This window comes from Curtobacterium sp. GD1 (genome assembly GCF_020882855.1).
Taxonomy (GTDB): domain Bacteria; phylum Actinomycetota; class Actinomycetes; order Actinomycetales; family Microbacteriaceae; genus Curtobacterium.
The window spans coordinates 1-20,659 of the sequence record NZ_JAFEVQ010000032.1; the positions used below are offsets into that span (position 1 = coordinate 1).

A 20,659-nucleotide genomic window follows, 5' to 3' on the forward strand; every position below is an offset into this window, starting at 1 on the left:
GTCGAGCAGCAGTTCGCCGGGCTCTTCATCACGCACTCCGTGTCCGAGGCCGTGTACCTCTCCACCGAGGTGATCGTGATGTCCGGGCGCCCCGGCAGCATCGTCGGCCGGTTCGACGTGCCGTTCCCGATGCCCCGCGACCCCGACATCCGCTTCACACCCGAGTTCGCCGAACTGGTCGGCGAGGTCTCGCACGCGCTCCGGGAAGGACACCGCTGATGGTCACCCTGCAGGAGGCCGCCGAGACCCGCGCGGTCCGGGCCGCCGCCCGTCGCGCCGCTCCTCGGGCCCGCCGCGGCATCGCGTGGTGGCAGCCCGTCGTCGTCCTCGCCGTGCTCGTCGGCATCTGGTACGCGGCGGCCGCGTACTACGACCACGTCCGCGGCCTGGCCTTCCTCGTGCCGTACCCGCACCTCGTGGCGAAGGCGATCGTCGCGCCGACGATGCCGGACGGGTCGCCGTCCACGTTCGGCTCCGACCTCTGGTCCGCCCTCGGACGCACCACCGTCGTCTCGCTCACCGGCCTCGGCTTCGCGATCGTGATCGGCGTCGTCTGGGCGATGGCGATGGCGCAGGCGAAGTGGCTCGAGAACTCGCTGTACCCGTACGCCGTGGTGCTGCAGTGCGTGCCGATCCTCGCCCTCGTGCCGCTCATCGGCGCCCTGTTCGGCTACGAGTTCGTCAGCCGCGTGATCGTCACCGTGATGATCGCGCTGTTCCCGATGGTGTCGAACACGCTGTTCGGACTGCAGTCCGCCGACCGCGCGCAGCGTGAGCTGTTCCAGCTGCAGCGCGCCGGCCGGTTCGCCCAGCTCGTCAAGCTGCAGTTCCCCGCCGCGCTGCCGTCGATCTTCGTCGGCCTGCGCACCTCCGCCGGGCTGAGCGTCATCGGGGCGATCGTCGGCGACCAGTTCTTCCAGCGCGGCAACCCCGGGCTCGGCGTCCTCATCCAGGTGACCGCATCGCGCCTGATGGGCCCCGAGCTGTACGCGACCATCCTGATCGCCTCGCTCTACGGCGTCGCCGTCTTCCTCGTGTTCGGCCTGATCGGCCGCCTGGCCGTCGGCCGCTGGCACGACTTCAGCTGATCCCCCCCCAGAACCCACACCCCTTCCCACCACAGCACCACGAGACCCGCACCACGAACGGAGCCTCCATGCGCACCACCTCCCGCCTCGGCGTCGCCACCGCCGCCCTCGCCGCCACCGCCATCGCCCTCACCGGCTGCGCGGCGGGGTCGTCCGGCAGCACCGGGACGACCGCCGCGACCTCGTCGACCGCCTCCGGGCCCAAGGTCGACCTCGCCGGCGCGTGCCCCGCGACCGTCGTCGTCCAGACCGACTGGAACCCCGAGGGCGAGCACGGCCACCTCTACCAGATGCTCGGCCCGAACCCGGTGATCGACTCCTCCGGCAAGACCGTCACCGGCGACCTCTACGCCAACGGGAAGAGCACCGGCGTCAAGCTCGAGATCCGTGCCGGCGGCCCGGCGATCGGCTACACCAAGGTCGCATCGCAGATGTACCAGGACAAGGACATCACCCTCGGGTACATGTCCACGGACGAGCAGGTGCAGTTCTCCGGCAACCTGCCCACCACGGCGGTGTTCGCCGAGAACGACCAGTCCCCGATGTCGATCATGTGGGACCCGAAGACGTACCCGGAGGTCGACAGCATCAAGAGCCTCGGCAAGGCCCTCGAGAAGGACGGCGGCGTCGTCCGCTACTTCAACGGTGCCGCCTACATGACGTACCTGGAGCAGTCCGGGATCCTGCCGAAGAAGGTCCTCGACGGCAGCTACGACGGCACGCCGTCGAAGTTCGTGTCCGCAGGCGGCAAGGACGCCCAGCAGGGCTTCGCGACCGCCGAGCCGTACATCTACCAGAACCAGGTCGCGGCCTGGGGCAAGAAGGTGGACTACGCGCTCGTCTCGAGCACGGGGTGGAACCCCTACCCCGAGGCGATGTCGGTCCGTACCGGTGACCTGAAGAAGCTCGAGCCGTGCCTGCAGAAGCTCGTGCCGGTCATGCAGCAGGCCGACGTGGACTACCTGAAGGCCCCGGGCGCCACGAACGACCTCATCACGAAGCTCGTGCAGCAGTACAACAACGGCTGGACCTACGACTCGAAGGTCGGCGCGTTCGCCGCGGCCCAGATGGTGAAGCTCGGCCTCGCGAAGGACACCGACGGCTACATCGGGTCGATGGACGAACAGCGCATGCAGGACTTCATCGCCAAGGCGACGCCCGTCTTCGCCGGCACCGGTGACGTCAAGAGCGGCCTGAAGCCCTCCGACCTGTACACGAACGAGTTCCTCGACAAGTCCATCGGTCTGGGTTCCTGACACCGGTCGGCTCCCGTCGGACGGGAGCCGACCAACAAGCGGACGGGAGGCGCGGTGCCACGCCGCCCCGCGCCTCCCGTCCGTCGTCCCCGCACCACCCACCCACCAGGAGTGAGCATGACCACCGTCACCCCCACCTCCGTCGAGGCGCTGCGCGCCGAGCTCGTCGCACTGCTCGGTGAGCGCGGCGTGAGCGCCGACGAGCGCACGCGGGCCCGCGCCTCCGTCGACGAGGCCACCATGAGTCCCATCCTCAGCGAGCAGCTGCCCCTCGGCCTCGCCGACCTCGTCGCGTCGCCGGCCAGCGCCGACGACATCGCCGCCACCCTGCAGGCCGCGGTCCGGCACGGCGTCCCCGTCACCACCCGCGGGAAGGGCACCGGGAACTACGGCCAGGGCATCCCGCTGCACGGCGGCCTGGTCCTCGACACGTCGCGGGCACGCGCCGTCGTCGAGGTCGGCGACGGCTGGATCACCGCCGAGGCCGGCGCGTCCATGGTCGCCCTGGAACAGGCGGCCGCTGCCACGGGCCAGCAGCTCTGGATGTACCCGTCCACCGCGCAGTCGACCATCGGCGGCTTCCTGTCCGGCGGTTCCGGCGGCACCGGGTCGATCGCGCACGGGTCGAACTGGCAGGGCTTCGTCACGGCGCTCGACGTCGCGCTCCCCGGCGCCGACGAGCTGCTGCACGTCGAGGGCGACGAGGCGCAGCCGTTCGTGCACACCTACGGCACCGCCGGCGTCATCGCCCGCGCCACCGTCCGGCTCGAGCCGCTGCAGGAGTGGCGAGCCGTCTACGCGGCGTTCCCCACCTTCGAGGACGCGCTCGTCGCTGTCCGCACGCTGCGCGGACTCGACCCGGTGCCGCGGCTCGTGAGCGCCGACCGCGCCGAGATCGCCGCGACGCTGCCGTCCGACCTGGCCGTCCCCGACGACCGGGCGAGCCTGCGAGCGATCATCGACGACGTCGTGGTCGACGAGGCGCGGGCACGCATTGAGGCCGCCGGCGGTGAGGTCCTGGACGTCCGCGAGGGCCTGCAGCAGACCACGAAGGTGTCGATGCTGTCGTACAACCACCCGATCTGGTGGCTGAAGCGGAACACGAGCGACACCGAGTACTTCCACGTCGAGGTCGGCGGTGAGGCGCTCATCGACCGGATCGCCGAGGTCGAGGCCGTCTACCCCGGCGGCATGCTCCACATCGAGGCCGCGCACGTCGGACCGATCGGGATGCTCACCGCGCCGTACACCGGGGCCGAGGACGTCTACGCCGGCTACCCGGTGCTCCGCGAACTCGGCGTCCGGGTGCACAGCCCGCACCAGTACTACGTCGACCACGGCGTCGAGGAGCTCGTGGCGCTGAAGCAGCGCACCGACCCCGCGGGGCTGCTCAACCCCGGGCACGTCATCGACCCGTCGCTCGTGGTCAGCGGTGGCTCAACCGCGTCCGCGCAGCCCGTCGTCCCGGGGTTCGGCAAGTGAGCGCCGGCATCGGCACGGTCCGCTCGCGTCGGCTCGCGGAACTGTCCGGTCCTGCCGTCGCTGCGGGCTTCGGGCCGGACACGATCGTCGTGCAGCCCACCGGCGCCGTCGAGCACCACGGCCCGCACCTGCCGCTCCTGACCGACCACCTGCTCGCCGAGCACATCGGTGGGGCGGCGGTCGAGCAGGCCGCTGCCGAGGGACTGGACGTCTGGCAGCTCCCGACGCTGTCGTTCACGAAGTCCGACGAGCACAGCTGGGCGCCCGGCACGGTGTGGCTCGACAGCGACACGATGTTCGACACCGCCGTGCAGATCGGTCGCGCGGTCGCCCTCACCGGTGCCGGCACCCTGGTGTTCGCCAACGGGCACGGCGGCAACGTCGCCCTGCTGCAGGTCGCCCTGCGTGAGATCCGGAAGCGCTACGGGTTGAAGACCTTCCTCATGCCGACCCTCGCGCGCGTCCCCGGCCCGGACGGCGAGGACGCGGACGAGCTCGGGCTGGGGATCCACGGCGGCGCCGCGGAGACGTCGATGATCCTGCACCTGCGCCCGGACCTGGTCGACATGTCGCTCGCGGAGCGATGGGTGCCGGAGCACATCGCCGGCTTCGAGAAGATCGCCTTCAACGGCGGCCCGGTGTCGTTCGGGTGGTTGTCCGACGACTTCGGGACCCCCGGGGTCGTCGGCGACGCCAGCCGGGCGACGGCGTCGTACGGTGCCGTCCTCTGGGAGCACTCGGTCGCCGAGGCCGTGGCGTCGCTGCACGAGATCGCACGGTTCGACCCGGCGGTGAGCCGTCCGGCGGTGGTCCGCCCCGCCGACGCTGCGGTCTCGTGACCGTGCCGCGAGGGGTCGACGAGGCGTCCGTGCCGACGGACCCGTTGGCCCTCGCGGCATCGTGGCTCCCCGCCGCGGCGGACGCCCCGGGTCCGACCATGACCCTCTCCACCGTCGGGCTCGACGGCTACCCCGACGCCCGGACGGTCCTGCTCTCCCTGTTCGACGGGGAGCGCCTGCACTTCCACACCGACTCGCGCAGCCGCAAGGCCGCCGAACTCGCGGCGGTGCCCCGTGCCGCGGTGACCCTGCACTGGCCCGAGGCCGCGCGCCAGCTCGTCGTGGTCGGTGACGTGGCGCCCGTCTCCGACCACGAGGCCCGTGCGGCCTACGCGGCCAGGACGCGGTACCTGCAGGTGCTCGCGTGGGTCAACGACCACGCGTCCGCTGCGGACACACCGGCCCGGCGCCGGGAGGCCTGGGCGGCGTTCGGCCGCGAACGGGCCGGCACGGACCTCGAGCCGCCGAGCACGTGGGCGGGGTTCGCACTCACACCGGTGCGGATGGTGTTCTGGCGCGGGGCGACGGACGCGGCGAGCAACCGGCTCGCCTACCACCGGCGCGCGGACGGGTCCTGGTCGCGGGAGTCCTGGCCGGGGTGACCGCGCGACGGACCGCCGGAGGCTCGTGCGGTCCTATTGTGGTGCTGTGTCGAAGGTGCTGATCACCGGGATGTCGGGAACCGGGAAGTCGTCCGCGCTGATCGAGCTCGCGACGCACGGCTACCGGGTCGTGGACACCGATGATCCCGGGTGGCGCGAGTACCGGGCGCTGCCGGATCCACCCGACGAAGCGCACCAGGGCGAGTGGATGTGGGTCGAGGCGAAGATCTCCGGGCTCCTGGACGCGGTGGACGACCGCTCGCTCTTCGTCCAGGGGTGCGTCCGGAACCAGTCCGAGTTCTACGATCGGTTCGATGCGATCGTGCTCCTGAGCGCTCCGCTCGAGGTGATGCTCGATCGGGTCGCGCGCCGTACGACGAACCCCTACGGGAAGACCGCGCTCGAGCGCCGGATGATCGAGACGGATCTCGTCGAGGTGGAGCCGCTCCTCCGTGCCGGATGCACGCACGAACTCGACGCGGCTCGACCGCTGCACGAGGTGGTGTCCGACCTGATCACCATCGCGTCGTCCGCGGGCGCGTCCGGGTGAGGAACGTCGCCGGTCAGCGCGACGCTGCCTCCGGCACCGTTCCACCCCACCCGTTGAACCCGCCGAACACGACCTTCACCGGGACGGCCTGCGCCCGGTCGGTCACGTACCGGTACACGCCTCCCGGACGGCCGAGCCACAGGGAACCCGCCGGCGTCGTGGTCGTCGCCGTCGTCCGGAGCTCGACCACGTACTGCCCGGAGGGGATCTGGAACTGGGCCGTCTGCTCGTCGTCGAGCAGCGTCGAGAACCGGGTCGAGAACGACGCCCCGCTCGTCGCCTCCGTCACCACGACGCTCGCGCCACTGAGCTTCGGCGACGGGGTGCGGGACGCCGTGTTCGCGAAGACGGCCAGGTCGTAGTCGCTGTGCGCGTAGTGCTGCGACAACGTCACCTGCGACGCCGGGAGCGTCCCCCGCTGCTGGTACACCCGCGTCTTCCACACGGCGGGCGACGCCGTGCCGCTGGCGTACGCCTCGATGCGGTACTGACCGGTGCTCAACCCGAGGAACCGGTACCGTCCCGCGCTGTCCGAGGTCGTCCGGAACACCTGCGAGGTGTCCTCGTTCCACGCGTACATCAGCCGTCCGGCAGCGGGACCCGAGGGGCCGACCACCCCACCCTGCACGGTGGCGCCACGGACGAGCGGCACGGTCACCGCGACCGTCGTGCCACCGCGGACCGCGATGTCCGAACGGAGTCCGGGGGCGTAGGTGTCCGTTCCGTGCGGCGGGAGTTGCCGTGTGGTCACCGTCACGGTGTCCGGGGCGGGGATGCCGGCGAACGTCGCGGTGCCGTCGATGTCGGTGGTGGCGGTCCCGACGACGGCGTCGGTGCCGATCGCGGCGAGTTCGACGTCCGCCAGCCGGATCGGGGTGCCGTCCGGCGTCGCGAGCTGCACGGCGATCGTGCCCGACCCGGCCGCATTCGCCGGCGGCGCCACACCGATCAGTGCGGCCGCTGCCAGCGCCATGATGAGTGTCGTCCCGATGATCTGTCGCATCGCGTTCCCCGATCGCCCGCCAGCCACGTGTTGCGTGGGACTGTACGCGCACGGGAGGCGCGGTGCGGGTCCGACCCGCACCGCGCCTCCCGTGCTTCCCGCGCTCTCCGTCCGCGTCAGCGGACCGCGACCACCAGCGGCTGCGGGTCCACCGGGTCCGGCGGCACCGGCAGGGAGCCACGGACCTGGTTCTGCGCCTGGCACTGGCTCGTGCAGTTCGTCGCACCCTGCGAGAGCTCCACGGCGTCCTCGCCGAGCACCCCGCCCATGCGCCCGCCGGGCTGGACGGTCCACGTCGTCGTGGTCGCGGTCTGCGAGGTCTTCGTCGCGACCTGCGGGCTGTCCTTGCCGAGCAGCATCTGGTGCGCGCCGCTCCCGGAGGCCACCGCGGGGGTGCCGTCGCCGAAGTTGATCTTCCCGGTGTACGGGTTGGTGAAGTAGAAGAGCCCGGCGCCGAGCGTGTGCGTGAACGTCACCGGCTGGGCGAACTCGGTCTCCATCTGGAAGATGCCGCCCTGCGCGCCGTCCTTCGCCTGGACCTTGAGCTTGCCGGCACCGGTGGCGAAGATCGCGACGAGGGTGTCGTCCTTGACCTCGAGCGAGGACAGCTTCGTGCTGGCGAGCTGCGCGGCGGTCAGCGAGGGGACCTTCGACGCGAACACGACGGTGGGCTTCGTCACCATCCGCTGGGTGTCGGGCGCGCCGGTGAGCGTGTAGTCGTACACGCCGAGGTCGGCGAGGCGGATGTCGAACCCGTTGTGCTTGCCGCGGACCGCGATGGTGCCCGACACGGCGACGTCCTTGAGCTTGACGTCCTTCCCGACCGCGGGGTTGGTGGTGGTGCCGTTCACGGTGACGGCGTAGTCGCCGCCGGTCGAGGTCTTGCCGGACGCGTTCGCGGGGGTCACCCCGGCGAGTGCGACCGCGGCGACGACGCCGGCCGTGACCGCGGCGACGATGCCGATGCGCCGCCCGTGGCGCTGGTGCGTGCTGGACATGGTGTGCCTCCTGGTGTGCTGGGGTGCGTACCCCTCGACACCGATCGTCGCCGCCCGACCGGGACCGCACCATCGGACCTTGGTACTAGTACCCGTGGTCCCTGCCCCAGAGCGCCGCGCTCGTGCGGTCGGCCACCCCGATGCGCCGGAAGAGGCTGCCGGCGTGGACCTTCACGGTGCGTTCGGCGATCCCGAGTTCGGTGGCGATCTGCCGGTTCGACAGGCCCCGGGCGATCCGGACGAGGACGTCGCGTTCGCGTGGCGGCAGTCGGACGTCGGTGCTCGTGTCCGCGGTGCCCCCGGGGAGCAGGGCCCGGGCGACCCGGGGGTCGATCGGTGTCTCGTCGCGGGCTGCTGCGCGGACGGCGCGGACGACCTCGTCCGGGGCCGCGTCCTTGAGCAGGTACCCGGTCGCCCCGGCCGCGAGGGCAGCGCGGACCCGCCCGTCGTCGGCGAACGTGGTGAGGACGAGCACCCGGACGTCGGGCATCGCCGACCGCAGCGCCGCCGTGGCCGCGACCCCGCCGGCACCGGGCATCGACAGGTCCATCACGACGACGTCCGGGTGGAGCTCCCGCGCGAGCGCGACGCCCTCCTCGCCCGTGGCGGCCTCGCCGACGACCTCGCAGTCGTCCGTCGCCGCGAGCACGGCGCTCAGCCCGCTCCGGACGAGGGCGTGGTCGTCGACGACGAGGACCCTCACCGCAGTGCCTCGGTGTCGACCGGTACGGTCAGCCGCCAGGTGGTGCCGGCGCCGGGCGCGGTGTCGAGTTCGAGGGAGCCGCCGGTGTCCTCGGCGATCTCGCGCAGGAGCGTGGTGCCGAGGTGCCCCGGCCGGTCCTGGTCCGTGGCGCGCGTCGCATCGAACCCGACACCGTCGTCCGTCACGGTGACGACGAGCCCGCGGCCCGGAGCCGCGTCGGCGCGCGGGCCGGGCCCGGTGGTACCGACCTGCACGTCGACGACCGAGGCGTGCGCGTGCGTCACGACGTTGGCGACCGCCTCGCGGACGAACCGCACGACGGCGAGCAGGGCTGCCGGTGACGCGTCGACCGACTCCGGCACGTGGACGCTCGTGGTGAGTCCGGCGGCGCGGGCCCGTGCGCACACGTCGTCGAGCGCCGCACCGAGGCCGTCCCGCTCGGGCGCCGCGGGCCGGATCGCGGACATCGAGCCGCGGAGCGAGGACACCGCCCGACGGAGCGCGGCCGCGGCGTCCGTCGTGGCGGGGTCCGCCCCGAGCGACAGGGCGAGGCCCGCGACGTCCTGCACCGGGCCGTCGTGCAGGTCCGCCGCCATCCGTCGGCGTTCGGCGGCCTCGGCGTCGAGCGCACGACCGAGCAGGCGCTCCCGAGCGCGCTGCCCGGACCGGATCCGGAGGAGGAGCCAGAGCAGCAGGGGCACGAGCAGCGCGAGCACGACGGCGACCGTCCCGAACGCGAGCGCGGCGAACGCTCCGCGGAGGTCGGCTGCCCGGGCGACCACGTCGTCGTACCGCTCGTACGCCTCGAACAGCAGGGCCTGGCCGGACGGGGTGTGGACCGCCTGGTACGCCTCGAGCAGGGGACCGTGCCCGCGCTCGTAGCGGTTCTCGGGCTCGGTGAGGTCGGACACCTCGGCGTCGGACCGGTCGGTGTCGAGCGCCTCGAGGTCCTCGTCGCCCAGCGGGAACCGTTCGCCGACGAGCCGCGGTTCGTCGGACCACAGGACCGTCCCGTCCGCCGCCCAGAGCTTCATCCGGACCGCGGAGCCCGCCCGCAGCTCGCCGGCGACCGCGTCGGCCAGTCGTGCGCGCGCTGCGACCCGTTCGGACTCGGGAGCGTCGGGATCGGCGATCGCGTCCACCAGGGCCGGTTCGACGACGACCCGCGCCAGTGCGGCGGTGTCCGACGTCGCGTCACGGACGGCGAAGCCCTCCGCGATGCGCTGCGAGACGAGCGTGCCCGCCGTGGCGACTGCCGCGCCCCCGACGAGGGCGGCGATCACGACACCGACGAGGACCCGGCCCCACGGCGTCCGTCCGGTACGACGACGGGGATCGGCCGCGACGAGCAGCAGCGGGGTCCCCGCCGCTGGGGTGTCCGACGACCGTTGTCCACGCACACGGCCACCGTAACGGTGACGGGTCGCCGCCGGTGCGCACGGTGGACGGACAGACGGGAGGCGCGGTGCGGGTCCGACCCGCACCGCGCCCAGCGCGACGGTCGCGTCGAGAGCCGCACCGCGCCTCCTGGACCGCCAGCGTCGCTCAGCCGAGCGCGGCCGTGTCCGGCGACCCCGTCGCGAGCGCGCTGCGCACCGACCCCCACGACGCGAGCCGCTCGCGGATGGCTTCGTCCTGCTCGACCTCGAGCGCCGTGGCGTGGGCCTGCTCGAGGACCTCGTCGATGACGATGCGCCGCCCGGTGCGGGCGGACGCGATCGCCGCGTCCACCATCGTGAGGCTCATCACGTTGCCGTGCACCTCGCCGTCGGGGCGCTCGCCGGAGCGGACCGCACGGACGAAGGACGCGAGGGCACCGGCGATCTCGTTGCCGACGCTCGGGGCCGCGTCCGGTGCGCCCGGCGTGCCGTCGAGGTCGCTCCACGGGTCGTGGTCACCGTCCCACAGCGCCGTGCCCGCGGGTCCGGAGGCGCGCCAGTCGCCGTTCCACGAGGTCTCGGCACCCGGTGCGCACCACGAGCCGTCGTACACGTAGCGAACGTCGTCCTCGAACGTGAAGACCGCGGCGGCCGCGGCGTCGCCCCGGTACCAGGACCACGACGGGTTCCACGACTCGCAGTACACCGACACCGGGTCCCGCTCGAGCACGTAGCGCGCGGAGTCGAACGCGTGGATCGCCATGTCGAGCAGGAGGACGTCGTCCATCTCCTCGCGGAAGCCGCCGAAGTGCGGGGCCTTGGCGAAGCGCGTGCTCAGCCCGCCGACGCCCCCGAGCCCACGGACGTGCTGCCGGAAGGCGACGAGGTGGTCGTTGTACCGCCGGGACTGCGACACCATGAACAGCTTGCCGGTGGCCTCGGCGGCGGCCGCGAGCGACAGTGCCTCGGCGACCGTCTGCGCCGCGGGCTTCTCGCCCAGGACGGGGAGTCCGGCGCGGAGGGCCTCGAGCGTGACGGGGTGGTGCGCGACCGGGACGGTGATGTCGAGGACGGCCTCGGCACCGGTCTCGGTGGCGAGGGCGGTGAGGTCGGTGCCGACGGGGATCGTCGGGTCGCCGGCGACCGCGGCACCGGCACGGGCGGCGTCGAGGTCGAGGTCGACGATGCCGACCAGCTCGACGTCCGGGTCGGCCGCGACGGTGGCGAGCCAGGCGCGGCCCATGCCGCCGGCGCCGACCTGCACGACGCGGAGGGTCATGCCTGTGCCCCTTCGTGCTCCTCGACCGGTGCGTCGTCGAACGGGCCGCGGTAGTGCTGGCCGTCGAAGTACTCGCCGAGGTCGTACCGGCGCAGCGTCGGGATCTCCCGCTCACGCTCCGGCCGCGCCCACTCGGTGGCGTTCGCGATCACGCGTCGGACGTCCTTGTGGTGGTACACGGGGAAGTCCTGGTCGCCGGGGGAGAAGTAGAAGATCCTCCCGAGACCGCGGCGGTAGGTCATGCCGCTCCGGAACACCTCGCCGCCGGTGAAGCCCGAGATGAACACGAGCTCGTCGGGGGTCGGGACGTCGAAGTACTCGCCGTACATCTCCTGCTCGGGGATGACGATCGGGTTCGGGACGCCGCGCGTGATGGGGTGCTGCGGGTTCACGGTCCAGACGAGCTCCTGGTCGTGCTCGCTGCGCCACCGGAGCGTGCAGGTCGTGCCCATCAGCTTCCCGAAGATCTTCGACCAGTGGCCGGAGTGCAGCACGACGAGGCCCATGCCGGACAGGACGTGCTTGTGCACGCGGTCGACGACGGCGTCGTCCACGTCCTGGTGCGCGGCGTGGCCCCACCAGGTGAGGACGTCGGTCTGGGCGAGGACCTCGTCGGTGAGGCCGTGCTCGGGCTCCTGCATCGTGGCGGTGCGGACGACGGCGTCCGGGAGGTTCTCGCGGATGCCGTCGGCGATGGCGCCGTGCATGCCGTCGGGGTACCGCTCGGCGACGTGCTGCTCGACCTGCTCGTGGACGTTCTCGCCCCAGACGGTGATGCGCAGCGGGGTGGTGGTCATGGTGTGCCTTTCTGGCTGGGGTTCGTGGTCGTCGCCGGCCGCCCGGCGTGGGCTGTCGTCACTTGACGGCGCCGCCGAGTGCGCCGGCGGAGATGTACCGCTGGGCGACGATGAGCAGCACGGCCGCCGGCAGCGACGCGAGGACCGACGTCGCCATGACGGGCCCCCAGTCGGTGACGTTCGAACCGATGTAGTTGTAGATGCCGAGCGTGATCGGCCGGACCGCGGTCGTCGACGTCAGGGTGAGCGCGATGAGGAAGTCACCCCAGGCGCCGAGGAACGTGAAGAGCGCCGCCGTGACGATGGCGTTCCGGCTGATGGGCAGGACGATCGAGATGAACGCCCGGAAGTCGTTCGCGCCGTCGACGAGCGCGGCCTCGACCAGGCTCGGCGGGATCGACTCCATGAACGCACGCATGAGCAGCACGGCGAACGGCACCTGGACGGCGCTGTCGGCCAGGATCAGCCCGATGTAGCTGTTCAGCAGCCCGACGTTGTTGAACAGCGTGTAGAGCGCGTTCGCGATGACGATCGCCGGGATCATCTGCGTGATGAGCAGCACGAGCAGGAACACCCGGGTGCCGCGCATCTTGAACCGAGCCAGCCCGTAGGCGGCCGGGGTCGCGATCGCCAGGGTGAGCACGACGGTGCCGAGGCCGATGATCATGCTCGACAGGAAGTTCTGCCCCTGCTGGGCGAACGCCGTCTCGTACCCGCGGAAGGTAGGGGAGAACGGGAACCAGGTCGCGGTGGCGGCCCCGGACGTGGCCTGCAGGCTCGTGTTCACCATCCAGTAGACGGGGAACACCATGATCGCGAGGAACACGCAGCCGAGGATCGTGAGCGGGATGCCCTTGACGCCGCGCTTCGGTCCGGGGACCCGTGCACTGCGCTTCGTGGTGATCGCCCGGGTGGCGGTGACGGTCTGGTTCGCGAGTCCGACGCTCATTCGTCGACCGCCTTCCTGGAGATCGCGATGTAGACCATCGCGAAGACGAACGAGACGACGATGAGCACGTTGCTCACGGCGGCTCCGATGCCGAACTGGAAGTTGATGAAGGACTGGTGGTAGGCGTTCGTGGCCAGGGTCTGCGTGGAGTTCGCCGGGCCGCCACCGGTGAGGCCGAGGATGATGTCCACGACCTTCAGCGTGTAGACGACCCCGAGCACGATCACGACACTCACCACGCTCCGGATGCTCGGCCAGGTGATGTACCAGAACGCCTTGAAGCCCGTGGCGCCGTCGAGCGCGCCGGCCTCGTACAGCTCCGGCGGCACGGACTGCAGCCCGCTGTAGAGGATCGTCGTGTTGAAGGGGATGCCGAGCCAGACGTTCACGCCGATGACGGCGATGAGGGCGAGGCTCGGGCTGACCAGCCACGGCACCGGGGCGATGCCGACCAGGCCGAGGAGCTGGTTGAGCGCGCCGCTGTCCTGGTCGAGGAGCCACTTCCAGACCGCGCTGGACGCGATCAGCGGGAGCAGCCACGGCAGGAGGAGGAGTCCGCGCAGGAACCCCGACAGCGGGAAGTGCCGCCGGAAGAACAGTGCGAGGGCGAGGCCGATCACGAACTGCAGGATGATCGAGCCGGCGGTGAACAGCGCGGTGTTCACGACGCTCGTCGCGAAGACCGAGCTCTGGAACACCTGGATGTAGTTGCCGAGCCCGACCCACGGGGCCTCGCCCGTGAAGAAGGTCTTGGTCGTGTAGTCCTGGAAGGACATGATGATGTTCTTCACGACCGGGTAGCCGAAGAACACGGCCACGAAGAGTGCGGCCGGGATGACGAAGAGCCATCGGGTGATCCCGATCCGCATGCGTGCGCGGCGCTGGCCGGGTCGTGGTGGTGGGACGGACGCCTGGGTCCGTGGTCGGGTCTGTGTCGTGGCGCTCATGCCGGAACCGCTCCTTCCGAGGGTGGGGAGGGAGCCGGCCGGGTGGCCGGCTCCCTCGTGCACTACTGGCTCTGGGACTGCGCCTGCTTGAGCGCTGCCTCGGGGTCGGCCTTGCCCGTCAGGGCGAGCTGGACGGCGGTGTAGATCTTCGTCGCGGCCTTGGGCCAGTCCGGTCCGAGCTCACCGGTGCGGGCCCGGGCGGTCTTCACGGTCGTGACGAACGAGGCCACCTGCGGGTGGTCGGACGCCCATGCGGCGCCGGCCTCGAGGTTCGTCGGCACGTTGCCGCTCACCTCGGAGAGGGCCTTCTGCGTCTTCTCCGAGTGGAGGCAGCCGACGAACTTGGCGGCGAGCTGCATCTTGTCCTTGTCGCCGGTCTGCGGGACGGTGAACGCCTCGCCGCCGAGCGGTGCGACGGTCTCGGAGCCGGTGCGGGTCGGGATCGGCACGCTGTCGAACTCGAGGCCCTTCTTCGCGTTCAGGGCGGGCAGCTGCCACGGGCCGTTGATCATCATCGCGGCCTTGCCGGCGAGGAACTGGCTGTTCACGTCGGCCTGGGCCCAGTTGATCGAGCTCTTCGACATCGAGCCGTCGTTCTGCAGGTCCTCGACGAGCTGCAGGGCCTGCGCGGCCTCGGGCGTCGCGATGTCCTTCTCGTCACCGCCGTTCGACCAGAAGAACGGCAGGAACTGCCAGGTGCCCTCGTAGGTGTTGATGTTGCTCATCGCGAAGCCGTACGTGGACCCGGAGGTGAGCTTCTTCGCGGCGGCCTTCAGCTCGTCCCAGGTCTTGGGCGGCTGCACGCCGGCGTCCGCCAGCAGCTTCTTGTTGTAGTAGAGCGCGATGGAGTTCGTGTTCGACTGCAGGCCGTAGAGCTTGCCCTTGTAGGTGCTCGCCGCCTTCACGCCGGGGACGTCACCCTCGGCGCTGAGGCCGTAGTCGCTGAGGTCGGAGAGTGCCCCGGAGGCCGCGATCTGCTGCACGTCGGGGTTGTCGAGCATGAGCACGTCGGGCAGGGTCCGCGAGGATGCCTGCTGCAGCACCTTCGAGATCAGACCGGCACCGGCGACGTGGTTGATCGTGACCGTCGCGTCGACCTCCTTCGCGCACTGCTTGTACACGGGGTTGTAGGTCGCGTCGTAGTAGTCCTCGATCGTCAGGGCCTTGCTCCCACCGGACGAGCCCGATCCGGAACCGGAGCACCCGGTGAGGACCAGGGGGATCGTGGCGAGCACGGCGACCGCGCCGACGAGGGCGCGGGTCCGGCGCGACGGGGAGGGGAATCTTTGCTTCATTGCAGAGCTCTTCTCTTGACGGATGCAGGGGGCAGGCGCGCAACCACGAATCCGCTGACGTCATCGTCGCTGTGTTCCTTGGGGCGAGAAGCTAACAGAAAAGCGCTTCACCTGTAAAGCGCTTTTTTCGCATCCCGGACGGTAGGCTGAGCGGCATGGCCACGATGCAGCAGGTCGCCGATCGGGCGGGTGTGTCGATCGCCACCGTGTCCTTCGTCGTGAACGGCACGAAGTACGTCACCCCCGCGACGACCGCCCGCGTGCAGGCGGCGATGCGCGAGCTGAAGTTCCGCGGCAACGTCGTCGCTCGGGCGCTCGCGAGCCGCCGCACCCGGATCATCGCGCTGCTGTTCCCGACCACCGGCAACCGCTTCAGCCCGACCACCTCGCAGTTCTTCATGAGCGCTGCCGAGCGGGCGTCCGAGCGCGGGTACCACCTCGTGCTCTGGCCGGTCGACCCCGCCGGCGACGACCTCGACGACCTCGTCTCCGGGGGCCTCGTCGACGGTGTGATCCTCATGGAGGTGCGGATGGACGACCCCCGCGTCGCCGTCCTCACCGCGCTCGACGTCCCGTTCACGCTCATCGGCCGCACCCGGGACAGCAGTGGTCTGCCGTTCGTCGACATCGACTTCGAGACCACGATCGAGTCGAGCATCGACCACCTGCAGTCGCTCGGGCACCGGCGGTTCGCGCTCGTGCTCGAGGACCTCGAGGGCACGCCGATGGCCGGCTACGCGCCGCACCTCCGCGCCGAGGCCACCTTCCGGCAGGTGACGGCCGCGCGGGGACTCGGCGGCACCGTGGTCACCGCGGGTCCGGGGAGCGACGGCGGACGTGCCGCGGCGAGCGAGATGCTCGCGCTCGACCCCGGCGTGACCGCCGTGCTCGTGATGAAGGACGACTCCTCCGCCGGGCTGCTCGTCGGCCTGTACGCGGCCGGGCGCCGGGTACCGGAGGACGTCTCGGTGCTCAGCATCGCCTCGTCCGAGGCCAACGCCGACCAGCACTACCCGCGGCTGTCGACGATGGTGGCTCCGGGGCGCGAGCTCGGGACCCGTGCGGCGGACGCGCTCATCGACCAGCTCGACGGGAAGTCCGACGAGCTGCCGCACTTCCTGCTGCCGTGCACACTCCGCACGGCCGAGTCGACGGCGCCCGCGCCCGCCTGACCGGCGCGCAGGGCGCGCGGCGGGTGAGGTTTCGCGCTGGACGACAGTTCACGCGCGGCGGGACCCGTGAACTGTCGCCCAGCGCGAAGGGTCGCGTCGCCGCGCGGACGCGACCACCCGACGGACGGGAGGCGCGGGTCGGCCCCGCACCGCGCCTCCCGTCCGACCCGCGCGCGCCACCGCACGGCGTCGCACCCACCGGGCACCCAGGGTGCGTTGGTTGTGTGGACGTACAGGTTCGCACCAGGGGACGTCGAGGAGGACGGGATGGCGATCGACCGCAGGATGTTCCTGCTCGGGGGAGCGGGGGTGCTGCTGCTCGCCGGCTGCTCCACCCGACCCGAGCGCACCACGGTCCAGGAGTGGCCGACCGACCCTCCCGAGGGTGACGTCACGATCAGCTGGTGGGCGGGGCAGGTGGCCTCGAAGGACGGCGGCGACCTGCGGCGCCGGCTCATCGCCGAGTTCCAGAAGGAGCACCCGAACATCCGGGTGCGCATCGTGAGCGCCCCGAGCGACACCGACACGAACCGCACCAGCCTGACGACCCAGATCGCCGCGGGCAGCAGCACCCCGGACGTCTACCTCGGGGACGTCGCGTGGCCCGGGCAGTTCGCGAAGAACAAGCTCGCGACCCCGGTGAACGAGCTCGTCGGCGCGGACTTCTTCGACCAGTTCCCCGAGGGGCTCCGGCAGGCCGCGAGCGTCGACGGCACGTACTACATGTTCCCGCTCTACATCGACGAGTCGTTCTTCCTGTACCGGAAGGACCTCCTCGCCAAGCACTCCCTGCAGGTCCCGGGGTCGTGGGAGGAAGTGCGCGAGACGGCGGCGAAGCTCGTCGACACCGGCGACGTCAGCTACGGGTTCGCGTTCCAGGGCGACGTGTACGAGGGACTCACCTGCAACGTCACCGAGTTCGTCGCGGACGCCGGCGGCTCGCTGCTGAACGACGACCTGACGAGACCCGAGACCACGAGCTCGGAGACGAAGCGCGCGTTCGAGTTCATGCGGTCCCTCATCACCGACGGCGCCAGCCCACGCGCCACCCTGACGTACCAGGAGCAGGACACGAACGACGCGTTCTCGGGCGGCCGAGCGGCGTTCCTCCGCAACTGGTCGTACGCGTGGGGCATCGCGAACGGGCCGGACAGCCAGGTCGCCGGCAAGGTCGGACTCGCGGCGCGGCCGACCTTCGACGGGCAGGACGAGCACCACTCGACCATCGGCGGGTGGGGCAACTACATCAACCCGCACACGCAGCAGCCGGCAGCAGCGCTGACGTTCGCGAGCTGGATGTCGAGCGAGACGGCGCAGCAGTTCCTCACCCGCGAGGGCGGGGTCCTGCCGGCCCGGAGCGAGTCGCTCACGAGCCAGGACGCGAAGCGCCAGCAGCGACCGACGTACGACACCGCCGCGGGCATCACGCTCGTGCCCCGTCCGACGTCGACGGCCTACTACCCGAAGGTCTCGCAGGGCGTCTACCAGAACGGCAACAGCATCCTCGGCGGCCAGGCGTCCGTCGACGGCGGCACGAGCACGATGGCGTCGGCCATCGCGCTGGCCCTGAAGGGTGAGGCACTGTGAGCGCCGGCACCGTGACGCGGTCGTCGACCCGTCCAGGAGGCGCGGGTCGCCTCGACCCGCCGCCCCGCCTCAGCGGGCGGTCGCGGCTCGACCGCATCCGTGCGCGGGGTGCGTGGGGCTTCGCGGCCCCGGCGCTCCTGGTCGTCGCGGCGGTGACGATCTTCCCGGTGGTCTACTCGATCGTCCTGAGCTTCGCGGACGTCGAGGTCGGCTACGAGGGGTTCACGATCCGGTCGTTCGGCCTCGGCAACTACGCGGCCCTGCTGCAGAGCGCGGACTGGTACCGAGCGCTCGGGTTCACCGTGCTGTACACGGTCGTGACGGTGTTCGTCGAGCTCGTGCTCGGCATGCTCGTGGCCCTCGTGCTCGAGCGGCTCGGGGCGACCCGGGGATGGATGCTGGCGCTGATGCTCATCCCGTGGTCGCTCGTCACGATCGTGAACGCGCAGCTCTGGAAGTACATCTACGACTCGACCTACGGCGTCGCGACCTGGTTCTTCGGGCTCTTCGGCGAGGCCCCGGTGATCCTCGGCGAACCGGTGCCCGCGATCACCGGGCTGATGGTCGCGGACATCTGGAAGACGACGCCGTTCGTGGCGATCATCCTGCTCGCGGGGCTCGTGCAGATCTCCGAGGACCACTACGAGGCGGCCGAGCTCGACGGCGCGAGCACCTGGCAGACGTTCTGGCGGGTGGTGCTCCCGCAGCTCACGCCGACCCTGACGATCGCGGTGCTGTTCCGCATCCTGCAGGCGTTCGGCGTGTTCGACCTGCCGTTCGTGCTGACGAACGGCGGCCCGGGCACCGCCACCCAGTCGCTCGCGATCATGGGCTACAAGGTGCTCTTCCAGGACATCAACATCGGCCCCGGTGCGGCGATCGCGACGTCCACGGCGATCATCGTCGCGGCGGGGTGTCTGCTGTTCCTCCGGGCGTTCCGGAACCAGGCGAAGGGAGGGGATGCCTGATGCCCCGTCAACGCGTCCGCAAGGGCTGGCGGAAGTGGGTCAACACCGTCAACGTCAGTGGTGTCGTCATCGCGGTGCTGACCGCGCTGCCGCTGTACTGGCTCGTGTCGACGTCGCTCAAGCCGGCGTCCGAGATCGGGCAGTCGCCGCCCACCGCCTTCCCGCAGTCGTTCACCCTCGACAACTTCGTGGTGGCCTTCCGCGACAACGCGCTCGGCCAGTACATGGTGAACAGCGTCATCGTGTCGGTGTCGACGACGGTGATCGTGCTCGCGCTGTCGTTCCTCGCCGGCTACGCGCTCGCCGGGCGGTGGATCCGCGGGCGGACGGCGATCATGACCTCGTTGCTCATGCTCTCGGTGTTCCCGGCGATCGCCGTGCTGACCCCGCTGTACCTGCTCGAGCGGAACCTCGGGCTGCTGAACTCCTACCCGGGGCTGATCGTGCCGTACGTGGCGTTCAACCTGCCCTTCGCGATCTGGATCATGCGGAACTACCTCGTCGGGATCCCCTCGACGATCGAGGAGGCCTCCGAGATCGACGGTGCCGGAGCCTGGCGCACGGTGCTCTCCGTGATCCTGCCGATGGCGAAGCCCGGGCTCTTCACGGTCGGGGTGTTCACGTTCACGGCGTCGTGGAGCGAGTTCCTGATGGCGCTGACGTTCAACAGCGAGAACTCGTTCCGGACGATCCCGGTCGGGATCGCCCTGTTCGGGACGCAGTTCACCGTGCCGTTCGCCCAGATCTTCGCGGCGAGCGTGGCGGCGACGGTGCCGATCGTCATCCTCGTGCTGGTGTTCCGCCGGTCGATCGTGTCCGGCCTGACGTCGGGCGCGGTGAAGGGCTGAGCCGGGCCCGGAACGGGACGGGAGGCGCGTGGCGGACCCGCCACGCGCCTCCCGTCCGATCGCGACCCGTCGTCAGCGGCGACGCGGGTCGCGGGCGGTGTCCGTGAAGAAGTCCTCGTAGAGGCCGGCACCGTCCTGCAGCTCGCCGTACTTCCACCGCTTGCGCATCCGACGGAACGTCTCGATGCGCACCGGGTCGACGCCCTGCTGGGATTCGTACTTGCCCATGGTTCCTCCCCGCTCGTGGTCGTACCCCCGATCGGGGGCATCCGATCGTGACGGTACGGGTGCGTGGCCCGTCCGTCCGGCAAGATAGGTAGGGAAGTTACCTAACTGCGCTTGGTGGACAAACGTTCGAGGTGCGTCCGCCCGCGCCCGTACTCTGCCGTCAAGGGGACGGGGCGCCGAACTCGAGCGCCTCGATGACCCGGTCGATGACCCGGACGTACTTCGCCCGCTCCCGTTCCGTGAAGGAGGACAACAGCTCGTGCAGATGCTCGTTCGTGCTGTCCATCGCGCTCGCGTAGGCACGCTCGGTCTCGGGGGTCAGCTCGATGTAGCGACTCCGGCCGTCGTCCGGGTTCGGCACACGGCACAGGTGCCCGGCACGCTCCAGTCGGTCGACGGTGCCGGTGACGGCCGGGCCGCTCAGGCCGAGGTGCGACGCGAGGTCCTTGACCCGCACCTTGCGTTCGGCGGCCTCGGCGCGGGCGACGAACTGCAGCACCGTCAGGTCCGAGCCGGAGACGTCCATCCGCTCGCGGAGTCGTCCCCGCAGCGCTCCCATCGCGGCTTCGAGCCGGGTGATGGCGGCCGTCAGGTCGATCTCACTCACGCGGTCGCCCCTTCGGTGCGGATCGGTTCCGCGCAACGATACGCCGCGCTCACCGGGACAGCGTATCCAGATAACGAGGGGG

Annotated in this window: 21 protein-coding genes and 1 pseudogene; 11 read left to right on the top strand and 11 right to left on the bottom strand. The window is 71.0% G+C overall.

Annotated elements, in window-relative coordinates:
* The 7 genes and pseudogenes from JSX79_RS15325 to JSX79_RS15355 all read left to right on the top strand — a co-directional run.
* Positions 1–219: pseudogene (locus JSX79_RS15325) on the top strand (ABC transporter ATP-binding protein); the annotation flags it as partial.
* The gene (locus tag JSX79_RS15330; protein WP_071295296.1) at positions 219–1,088 is read left to right on the top strand and encodes an ABC transporter permease; all 870 of its coding nucleotides are present in this window, start codon (positions 219–221) and stop codon (positions 1,086–1,088) included. The pseudogene JSX79_RS15325 and the gene JSX79_RS15330, both read left to right, overlap by 1 nt.
* Positions 1,089–1,156: 68 nt before the next feature.
* Positions 1,157–2,344 carry an ABC transporter substrate-binding protein gene (locus JSX79_RS15335; protein WP_229086937.1) on the top strand — a complete coding sequence of 396 codons (1,188 nt, stop codon included), beginning with the start codon at positions 1,157–1,159 and terminating at the stop codon, positions 2,342–2,344.
* Positions 2,345–2,461: 117 nt separating this feature from the next.
* Positions 2,462–3,826: an FAD-binding oxidoreductase gene (locus tag JSX79_RS15340; protein ID WP_229086939.1), complete on the top strand. Its 1,365-nt coding sequence runs from the start codon at positions 2,462–2,464 to the stop codon at positions 3,824–3,826.
* The gene (locus tag JSX79_RS15345; RefSeq protein ID WP_229086942.1) at positions 3,823–4,665 is read left to right on the top strand and encodes a creatininase family protein; all 843 of its coding nucleotides are present in this window, start codon (positions 3,823–3,825) and stop codon (positions 4,663–4,665) included. Before JSX79_RS15340 ends, JSX79_RS15345 begins: the two co-directional genes overlap by 4 nt.
* Complete coding sequence (locus JSX79_RS15350; RefSeq protein ID WP_229086945.1) at positions 4,662–5,267, top strand: pyridoxal 5'-phosphate synthase; 606 nt, start codon at positions 4,662–4,664, stop codon at positions 5,265–5,267. Before JSX79_RS15345 ends, JSX79_RS15350 begins: the two co-directional genes overlap by 4 nt.
* Before the next feature lie 46 nt (positions 5,268–5,313).
* Complete coding sequence (locus JSX79_RS15355; protein WP_229086947.1) at positions 5,314–5,817, top strand: AAA family ATPase; 504 nt, start codon at positions 5,314–5,316, stop codon at positions 5,815–5,817.
* A 13-nt stretch (positions 5,818–5,830) separates the two neighbouring features.
* Here JSX79_RS15355 and JSX79_RS15360 read toward each other — a convergent pair whose 3' ends face one another.
* The 9 genes from JSX79_RS15360 to JSX79_RS15400 form a co-directional block, all read right to left on the bottom strand.
* Positions 5,831–6,820, bottom strand: a complete 990-nt coding sequence (locus JSX79_RS15360; protein ID WP_229086949.1) for a carboxypeptidase-like regulatory domain-containing protein — start codon at positions 6,818–6,820, stop codon at positions 5,831–5,833.
* Between the two features lie 116 nt (positions 6,821–6,936).
* Positions 6,937–7,818, bottom strand: coding sequence for a hypothetical protein (locus JSX79_RS15365; protein WP_229086950.1), 882 nt, complete (start codon positions 7,816–7,818; stop codon positions 6,937–6,939).
* Between the two features lie 85 nt (positions 7,819–7,903).
* The gene (locus JSX79_RS15370) at positions 7,904–8,521 is read right to left on the bottom strand and encodes a response regulator transcription factor (protein ID WP_229086952.1); all 618 of its coding nucleotides are present in this window, start codon (positions 8,519–8,521) and stop codon (positions 7,904–7,906) included.
* The gene (locus JSX79_RS18750) at positions 8,518–9,921 is read right to left on the bottom strand and encodes a sensor histidine kinase (RefSeq protein WP_229086954.1); all 1,404 of its coding nucleotides are present in this window, start codon (positions 9,919–9,921) and stop codon (positions 8,518–8,520) included. Before JSX79_RS18750 ends, JSX79_RS15370 begins: the two co-directional genes overlap by 4 nt.
* Positions 9,922–10,066: 145 nt before the next feature.
* A complete protein-coding gene (locus JSX79_RS15380) occupies positions 10,067–11,179 on the bottom strand; it encodes a Gfo/Idh/MocA family protein (RefSeq protein WP_229086956.1) in 1,113 nt (370 codons plus the stop codon).
* Entirely contained in the window at positions 11,176–11,976 is an 801-nt protein-coding gene (locus tag JSX79_RS15385) for a ThuA domain-containing protein (RefSeq protein ID WP_229086957.1), read from the bottom strand. Before JSX79_RS15385 ends, JSX79_RS15380 begins: the two co-directional genes overlap by 4 nt.
* 58 nt (positions 11,977–12,034) lie before the next feature.
* Positions 12,035–12,925 carry a carbohydrate ABC transporter permease gene (locus JSX79_RS15390; protein ID WP_229086959.1) on the bottom strand — a complete coding sequence of 297 codons (891 nt, stop codon included), beginning with the start codon at positions 12,923–12,925 and terminating at the stop codon, positions 12,035–12,037.
* Entirely contained in the window at positions 12,922–13,872 is a 951-nt protein-coding gene (locus JSX79_RS15395) for a carbohydrate ABC transporter permease (protein ID WP_374475616.1), read from the bottom strand. The genes JSX79_RS15390 and JSX79_RS15395 overlap by 4 nt, the downstream gene beginning before the upstream one ends.
* 62 nt (positions 13,873–13,934) lie before the next feature.
* Positions 13,935–15,167: a sugar ABC transporter substrate-binding protein gene (locus tag JSX79_RS15400; protein ID WP_229086965.1), complete on the bottom strand. Its 1,233-nt coding sequence runs from the start codon at positions 15,165–15,167 to the stop codon at positions 13,935–13,937.
* A gap of 155 nt (positions 15,168–15,322) precedes the next feature.
* Here JSX79_RS15400 and JSX79_RS15405 point away from each other — a divergent pair, with 155 nt between their 5' ends.
* The 4 genes from JSX79_RS15405 (at position 15,323) to JSX79_RS15420 (ending at position 19,742) form a co-directional block, all read left to right on the top strand.
* Positions 15,323–16,339 carry a LacI family DNA-binding transcriptional regulator gene (locus JSX79_RS15405; RefSeq protein ID WP_175473725.1) on the top strand — a complete coding sequence of 339 codons (1,017 nt, stop codon included), beginning with the start codon at positions 15,323–15,325 and terminating at the stop codon, positions 16,337–16,339.
* Between the two features lie 267 nt (positions 16,340–16,606).
* Positions 16,607–17,926 carry an ABC transporter substrate-binding protein gene (locus JSX79_RS15410; protein ID WP_070416823.1) on the top strand — a complete coding sequence of 440 codons (1,320 nt, stop codon included), beginning with the start codon at positions 16,607–16,609 and terminating at the stop codon, positions 17,924–17,926.
* Positions 17,923–18,894: a carbohydrate ABC transporter permease gene (locus JSX79_RS18755; RefSeq protein WP_175495965.1), complete on the top strand. Its 972-nt coding sequence runs from the start codon at positions 17,923–17,925 to the stop codon at positions 18,892–18,894. The genes JSX79_RS15410 and JSX79_RS18755 overlap by 4 nt, the downstream gene beginning before the upstream one ends.
* Positions 18,894–19,742: a carbohydrate ABC transporter permease gene (locus JSX79_RS15420; protein WP_083295042.1), complete on the top strand. Its 849-nt coding sequence runs from the start codon at positions 18,894–18,896 to the stop codon at positions 19,740–19,742. The genes JSX79_RS18755 and JSX79_RS15420 overlap by 1 nt, the downstream gene beginning before the upstream one ends.
* 72 nt (positions 19,743–19,814) lie before the next feature.
* Here the strand turns inward: JSX79_RS15420 and JSX79_RS15425 are convergent, their stop codons facing one another.
* Both JSX79_RS15425 and JSX79_RS15430 read right to left on the bottom strand, forming a co-directional pair.
* Positions 19,815–19,970, bottom strand: a complete 156-nt coding sequence (locus JSX79_RS15425) for a hypothetical protein (RefSeq protein WP_156794753.1) — start codon at positions 19,968–19,970, stop codon at positions 19,815–19,817.
* Positions 19,971–20,130: 160 nt separating this feature from the next.
* Complete coding sequence (locus JSX79_RS15430) at positions 20,131–20,577, bottom strand: MarR family winged helix-turn-helix transcriptional regulator (RefSeq protein WP_229086967.1); 447 nt, start codon at positions 20,575–20,577, stop codon at positions 20,131–20,133.
* Positions 20,578–20,659: the final 82 nt, after the last annotated feature.